This window comes from Mesorhizobium sp. M5C.F.Ca.IN.020.29.1.1 (assembly GCF_003997375.1).
Lineage (GTDB): Bacteria > Pseudomonadota > Alphaproteobacteria > Rhizobiales > Rhizobiaceae > Mesorhizobium > Mesorhizobium wenxiniae.
In genome coordinates, this window is sequence record NZ_RZSW01000346.1 from 1 (window position 1) to 6,671 (window position 6,671).

A 6,671-nucleotide genomic window follows, 5' to 3' on the forward strand; every position below is an offset into this window, starting at 1 on the left:
AGACAGATCCCGCACTGCACAAACCGCTTGGAATTGCGACGCTTTTGCGCATATCCTTGAAAAGGCGCAATCGTTACCGGCAGCTTACACAAGTGCGCCGGTGTCCTGGGAGGATGCTGATGGCCGCGAAAGACGAACCGATTATCATCAAGAAATATGCCAATCGCCGCCTCTACAACACCGGCACCAGCACTTATGTGACGCTCGAGGACCTTGCCGAAATGGTCAAGAAGGGCGAGGAGTTCACCGTCCAGGACGCCAAGACCGGCGACGACATCACGCATCCGGTGCTGACCCAGATCATCTTTGAACTGGAGAACAAGGAGGGGCAGAACATGCTGCCGATTCCGTTCCTGCGCCAGTTGATCGCCTTTTACGGCGACCAGATGCAGATGATCGTGCCGAGCTTCCTCGAGCAGTCGATGATCGCCTTCTCAAAGGAACAGGAACGCTTCCGCGAGCAGATGAAGGGGGCGTTGGGCAAGTCGCCGCTGGACATGATGAAGATCGCCACGCCGATCAAGGCACTGGAAGAGCAGACGCGCCGCAACATGGAGATGTTCCAGAATGCCATGCGGCTGTTCACGCCCTTCCCACCTGCAGCCTCGAATGGCTCTTCCGCAGCGCCAGCGGAGCCGGCCAGGAAAGAAACGTCGGATAAACCCGACGACCTTCAAGAGTTGAAGGAACAGATCGCCGCCATGCAGCGCAAGCTCGACACGATGTCGTGATCGCCGGCTGGACTAAACCCGGCCGAAATCTCCCATCAGCAGCATCCGGACAATGGCCGAAACGAGCCTTGATAAGATCGCCGCCAAAGTCGCTGTTCATGCTGTTGTACGGCTTGCCGGCGATATTGCAGGTATCTCCGGCGGGATCGATCTTCATATGCACGTGCCCGCATTGGCTGACGCCGTCGCATTCACCCGCTGGCAGCAGCGTGAAGTTGCTCCTGACCACGACGCCTATCGCCCTTTCGGGATCATTGCCGAGTTCGATGACCGAACCGGCCACCGGCCAGACGATTTCCAGAGTTGGCCGATCTTCGGCCTGGGCAGACCCGAGCGACAATAGGGAGAAAGCGAGGGCAGTCGTTGCGATGATGCGAAGCATGGTAACCTCCGTTCATGCTGTAATCACTGATTACATATGAATCGCTGGGGCGCAAGAAAATAATCGGTGATTACATTTCGGCCCCGTGCTACTGGGAGGGCATGACCAACACCACGGATTCCAGCGAAGCCGCCAACCCCAAGCACTATCATCACGGCAATCTGGTCGAGGCCTTGATCGCGGCAACCGTGGAGATCATCGAGGAACGCGGAGCAGAGCATGTGTCTGTGCGCGAGGCCGCAAAGCGGGCCGGCGTTTCGCCCGGCGCGCCATTCCGCCATTTTCGGTCGAAAACAGCACTGCTGACCGCGGTCGCCGAACAGGCGATGAACCGGCTGACCGAGGCCGTTGCCAATGCACAGTCCAAAGCCGACAGCGCGGATCCCATTGTGGCCTTCGAAGCAATCGGACGGGGCTATCTGGAATGGGCGATCAGCAATCCCACGCATTTCCAGATCATCAGTTCCCGAACGCTGATTGATTTCGACGCGTCGGATAGTCTTCGTGATCAGAATGAAGCCATTCGCCGGAAGATGATCGACCTGCTGATCCAAGCGCAGCAACAAGGTCGGCTCGCTCCGGACACCGACTTCGATCATCTGGTGCTTGCCGCGCGCGCATTTGTCTACGGATTGGCACGCATGGCAATCGATGGTCATTTCCCGGAGTGGCATCCGTCCGAGCCGCCATCCCTCGCCGCGCGGAGAGCTCTCCACCTTTTCATGAGCCGGATGACCAATTCCAAAACGCAACCTCACGAGCACCCCGAGGTGGCTTGCGGGGGTCGCTGACACACTGTTTCACACAGCCTGTTCAGGCGCACAACTTCGGGTGAGAACGGCCTCTTCATGACAAAAATTTCATGTCATTGCGTGCATCACGCCGCTGTTCTTGCGCCACACGAGACATATATGCTGCACTGCAATATGTCTCCGTTAGCACCGCACTGAAGGATTTCGCCTTGCCCAGCAGAAAAACCGCCATCGTCACCGGTTCCACCTCGGGCATCGGGCTGGCCATCGCCCATGCGCTCGCAGCGGAAGGGTGCAACATCGTCGTCAATTCCTTTTCCGACACGGCCGACGACCAGGCCATCACCGATGCGGTCGCCAAACATCACAAGGTGAAGACCGCGTACATCAAGGCAGACATGTCGAAGCCGGCCGAATGCCGGGCGCTGGTCGCAAAGGCAGCCGAGACCTTCGGCTCGGTCGACATCCTGGTCAACAATGCCGGCATCCAGCATGTCGCGCCGGTGGAAGAATTTCCGATCGAGAAGTGGGACGCGATCATTGCCATCAATTTGTCGTCGGCCTTCCACACCATGGCCGCCGCGATCCCGCTGATGAAGCAAGCCGGCGGCGGCAGGATCGTCAACATCGCCTCGGCCCACGGGCTGGTCGCCTCGCCGTTCAAGTCGGCCTATGTCTCGGCCAAGCACGGCATCATGGGGCTGACCAAGACCGTCGCCTTGGAACTGGCGCGCGACAAGATCACATGCAACGCCATCTGCCCCGGCTATGTGCTGACGCCGCTGGTCGAGGCGCAGATCCCCGACCAGATGAAGGCGAACAAGATGGACCGCGACACTGTGGTCCGCGAGGTCATGCTCGAAAAGCAGCCGACCAAGGAATTCGTCACGGTCGAGCAAGTTGCCGCTGCCGCGGTGTTCCTGTGTTCGGATGCAGCGGCGCAAATCAACGGCACGCATATTTCGGTCGACGGCGGCTGGACCGCCCAGTGAATTTGCTGCGCGAAACAAATCTGGCCGACGAATCAAGGGCAACGCCATGACGACAAACGGCAAGGTGGAGGAGCCCAAGAAGATCAACGTCGCGCTGCAGGGCGGCGGCTCGCACGGCGCCTTCTCCTGGGGGGTGCTCGACCAGCTGCTGGAGGACGGACGGCTCGACGTCGCGGCGGTTTCGGGCACCAGCGCCGGCGCGATGAACGCGGTGGCGCTGGCCGACGGCTTCGTCCGAGGCGGCGTCGAGGGGGCGCGACAGAAGCTCGACGATTTCTGGCGCGCGGTGGCGCTGAAGGGCCGGTTCAGCCCGGTACAGCGCATGCCGTGGGACGTGGCCTGGGGCAACTGGTCGATCGAGAATACGCCGGGCTATCTCTTTTTCGATACCATGTCGCGGGTGTTTTCGCCTTATGTCGCCAACCCGCTCGGCCTCAACCCGCTGCGCGACGTGATCGAACAGGAGATCGATTTCGGCAATGTGCGCGCCTGCAAGTCGATTGAGCTGTTCATCTCCGCGACCAATGTCGAGACCGGGCAGTTGCGCGTCTTTTCGGATGGCGAGATCGACCTCGACACGGTGATGGCGTCGGCTTGCCTGCCGCAGCTGTTCCGCGCCGTCGAGATCAAGGGCGTGCCCTACTGGGATGGCGGCTATGGCGGCAATCCGGCGCTATTCCCGTTCTTCAAGACGGCTGCCACTGAGGACGTGCTGTTGGTGCAGATCAATCCGGTGGTCCGCGAGGGAACGCCGAAGAGCGCCAATGAAATCCAGAATCGCATCGACGAAATCACTTTCAATGCCGGGCTGCTGCGCGAATTCCGTTCGATCGCCTTCGTCAAGGAGCTGATCGCCGCCGGCCGGTTGCCGCATGGCGAATACCGCGACATCCGCATGCACCGCATCGATGCCGACGAGGCGTTCAAGGACCTGTCGGCATCGTCCAAGGTTAATGCCGAATGGGCGTTCCTGACCTATCTGCGCGACCTTGGCCGCACTGCCGCCAGCGATTGGCTGGAGGAGAATTACGACGCCGTCGGCAAACGGCCGACGCTTGATCTCTCAGGCGAGCTCGACGACGGCTTCAAGCTGATGCGTGGTCCGGCACCGGGCCGGCGGGTCAAGGAGTTCCTCGCGGCCCGCAAGAAGCCCGAGGCAGCGCGTCGCCAAGCCTGAGGCGTTTTGGATTGTCAGCTTTTTTGCAAGGCCAGATCGATCACCTTGATCAGCGCGGCCGCCGCCTGCCGCTGCTCGTCCGGATCGCTGATACGCATCTTCATGCCATCCAGCCCGTCGAGCAGCATGTCGGCGAGCAGTTTTACCGACAAGCCCTTGGCGGTGAGGTCGACGCCATTGCGTTCGGCTTCGCTCTGGATCGCTGCGGCGATATGCTCGGCAAACCGGCCGCGCCAGCAGCCGATCAGATCGGCGAGGCTCGACTTCATGTCAAGGAGTTCGGCGCCATGCGGCGAGGCATTGACGGCCCGCGTCATCGAGATCAGTGCCTCGTCGATGGCCCGCATTCCGCCTGCGGCGCCTGCACGGTGCATGTCGACGGCCAGCCGGTGCGCTCCTGTTCATTGCCGGTCGGTGAGGTCACCGGCACAGTCACCACGATCGAAGGCATCGGCACCGAAGGCAGACTGCATCCGGTACAGCAGGCATGGCTGGAAGTGCAGGTCGCCCAATGCGGCTACTGCCAGGCCGGCCAGATCATGAGCGCGGTGGCGCTGCTCGACGAGGTTGCCGAGCCGACCGATGCCGACATCGACAATGCCATGGGCGGCAATCTCTGCCGCTGCGGCACCTACCCGAAGATCCGCGCGGCGATCAAACGAGCGGCCGTCCTCAAGACGGCGGGGATCTGACTATGGCCAGTCTCGGAAAGATCGCCCGCCGCACGTTTCTCATCGGCGCGGCTGCCATCGCGGGCGGTGTCGCCGTCGGCTACTATTACTACGGCAAACCCTATCCGAATCCGCTGGAGGGCGATCTCGCCGCTGACGAAGCGACCTTCAACCCCTATGTGAAGATCGGCGCCGACGACACGATCACCATCATCGCGCCGCGTGCCGAGATGGGCCAAGGCATCTCGACGACGCTCGCCGCCATGGTTGCCGAAGAGCTCGATGTCAACCTCGATCAGGTCAAGGTCGAGCACGGCCCGGCCTCCTACGCCTATTACAATGCGGCGATCCTGGAAGAGGGCGGTCCGTTCGCCTTCTTCGACGAAAGCATGACGGCGGAAATAGTGCGCGCCGGCATGGGCGTGGTCGGAAAATTCCTCGCCCTCCAAGGCACCGGCGGCTCGGCCTCGACGCGCGACGGTTTCGACAAGATGCGGCAGGCCGGCGCCGCCGCGCGGCAGATGCTGATTGCAGCGGCCGCGCAAAAGCTCGGTATAGCTGCTGCCGATCTGGAAACGGCCAATGGCTCGATCCTGCACAAGGCGTCGGGCAAGTCGCTGACGTATGGCGCGGTCGCCGCGACCGCTGCGATAATGGCGCCGCCTGCTGATATCAGGCTCAAGGACAAAGCCGACTGGAAACTGCTCGGCAAACCGCAAAAACGCATCGACATGCTGGCCAAGGTGACCGGGGCGCCGATCTTCGGCATCGATGTGACCTTGCCGGACCTGCTGTACGGCACGGTCAAGATGAGCCCGCGTTTCTGGGCCAAGCCGGTCAAGGCCGATTTCTCCAAGGCCGAGAAAATGCCTGGCGTGATTAAAATCGTGCCGATCGACACGAATTACGGCCACGGCTTCGGCATCATCGCCGAAAACACCTGGGCGGCGTTCAAGGCGGCGGAGGCGATCGACACCGAATGGGCCGATCCCGAATATCCGCTGGATAGCGTCGGCATTTCAGAGGCGCTGAAGCGGGCACTCGGCACAAAAGGGTCGGTGATGCGCGACGATGGCGACGTGAATACCGCCTTCGCCGACGCGCCGCGCGAAAAGATCGTCGAGGCCGACTACGCGGTGCCTTATCTGGCACATGCGACGATGGAGCCGATGAACGCCACGGCGCGGTTGAAGGATGGCGTCCTCGACATCTGGTGCGGCAATCAAGCGCCGACCTTGGTGCGGCAGCTTTGCGCCAATGCTGTCGGCATCGAGCAGGACAATGTCAACGTCCACACCACCTTCATGGGCGGCGGCTTCGGCCGACGTGTCGAGGTGGATTATGCGCTCTGTGCCGCACTGATGGCGAAAGAAACGGCAGGCCGGCCGATCAAGGTGATCTGGACGCGCGAGGAGGACATGCGCCACGACGCCTACCGGCCGGCTTCTGTCGGCAAATTCCAGGCGCGGCTTGGCAACGACGGCATGCCGATTGCCGTCGACATGACAATCGCCTCGCCATCGCTGATAGCCAGCACCTTGCGCCGGCTGTTTCCTTCGATATCGCCGCTCGGGCCCGACAAGTCCATAGTCGACGGAGCCCATAACCAGCCCTATACGATCCCGAATTACCGGGTGACCGGCGTCGCTGCACCCGTCTCGATCCCCGTCGGCTCCTGGCGATCGGTCGGCAGTTCGATCAACGGTTTCTTCCATGAAGGATTTCTGGACGAGATCGCTGTCGCCGGGAAAACCGACCCGGTCGATCTGCGCAAGAAGCTTATGGCTGCCTATCCGGTAGCGGTGAAGGTGGTCGAGAAGGTCGCCGAAATGGCGAAATGGGGCGAGACGCTGCCCGCCGGCAAGGCCAAGGGCATCGCGTTCACGCTGTCTTTCGGCAGTTGGGTCGGCGAGATCGTCCAGATCGCCGACACGCCGTCCGGAATCCGCATTGAGAAGGTATGGAT

7 protein-coding genes and 1 pseudogene are annotated in these 6,671 nt (G+C 61.6%); 7 read left to right on the forward strand and 1 reads right to left on the reverse strand.

Features of this window, described 5'->3' with window-relative positions:
• The first annotated feature begins 119 nt into the window (after positions 1–119).
• From phaR to EOA85_RS23560, 5 genes are all read left to right on the forward strand, one after another.
• Positions 120–731: a polyhydroxyalkanoate synthesis repressor PhaR gene (gene phaR / locus EOA85_RS23540; protein ID WP_127211363.1), complete on the forward strand. Its 612-nt coding sequence runs from the start codon at positions 120–122 to the stop codon at positions 729–731.
• A gap of 52 nt (positions 732–783) precedes the next feature.
• Positions 784–1,074 carry a hypothetical protein gene (locus EOA85_RS37665; protein WP_164759827.1) on the forward strand — a complete coding sequence of 97 codons (291 nt, stop codon included), beginning with the start codon at positions 784–786 and terminating at the stop codon, positions 1,072–1,074.
• A gap of 212 nt (positions 1,075–1,286) precedes the next feature.
• Positions 1,287–1,904, forward strand: coding sequence for a TetR/AcrR family transcriptional regulator (locus EOA85_RS23550; protein ID WP_245485971.1), 618 nt, complete (start codon positions 1,287–1,289; stop codon positions 1,902–1,904).
• Between the two features lie 170 nt (positions 1,905–2,074).
• A complete protein-coding gene (locus EOA85_RS23555) occupies positions 2,075–2,857 on the forward strand; it encodes a 3-hydroxybutyrate dehydrogenase (protein WP_127211365.1) in 783 nt (260 codons plus the stop codon).
• Positions 2,858–2,903: 46 nt separating this feature from the next.
• Positions 2,904–4,034, forward strand: a complete 1,131-nt coding sequence (locus EOA85_RS23560) for a patatin-like phospholipase family protein (RefSeq protein WP_127211366.1) — start codon at positions 2,904–2,906, stop codon at positions 4,032–4,034.
• A gap of 14 nt (positions 4,035–4,048) precedes the next feature.
• Here the strand turns inward: EOA85_RS23560 and EOA85_RS23565 are convergent, their stop codons facing one another.
• Complete coding sequence (locus tag EOA85_RS23565) at positions 4,049–4,381, reverse strand: hypothetical protein (RefSeq protein WP_245485972.1); 333 nt, start codon at positions 4,379–4,381, stop codon at positions 4,049–4,051.
• On the opposite strand from EOA85_RS23565, the pseudogene EOA85_RS23570 reads away from it, so the two are divergent.
• Together EOA85_RS23570 and EOA85_RS23575 are read left to right on the forward strand one after the other, a co-directional pair.
• Positions 4,382–4,726 (forward strand): annotated as a pseudogene (locus EOA85_RS23570) ((2Fe-2S)-binding protein); the annotation flags it as partial. It abuts the gene before it with no gap.
• Between the two features lie 2 nt (positions 4,727–4,728).
• Positions 4,729–6,671 (forward strand): molybdopterin cofactor-binding domain-containing protein (locus EOA85_RS23575; RefSeq protein ID WP_164759828.1); only part of this gene is annotated, 1,943 nt, incomplete at its 3' end.

Bases quoted from the DNA above. Each gene is read 5' to 3' on its own strand.
- EOA85_RS23565 (WP_245485972.1), bottom strand. From the start codon at position 4,381: ATGCGGGCCATCGACGAGGCACTGATCTCGATGACGCGGGCCGTCAAT.
- EOA85_RS23560 (WP_127211366.1), top strand. From the start codon at position 2,904: ATGACGACAAACGGCAAGGTGGAGGAGCCCAAGAAGATCAACGTCGCG.
- EOA85_RS37665 (WP_164759827.1), top strand. From the start codon at position 784: ATGGCCGAAACGAGCCTTGATAAGATCGCCGCCAAAGTCGCTGTTCAT.
- phaR (WP_127211363.1), top strand. From the start codon at position 120: ATGGCCGCGAAAGACGAACCGATTATCATCAAGAAATATGCCAATCGC.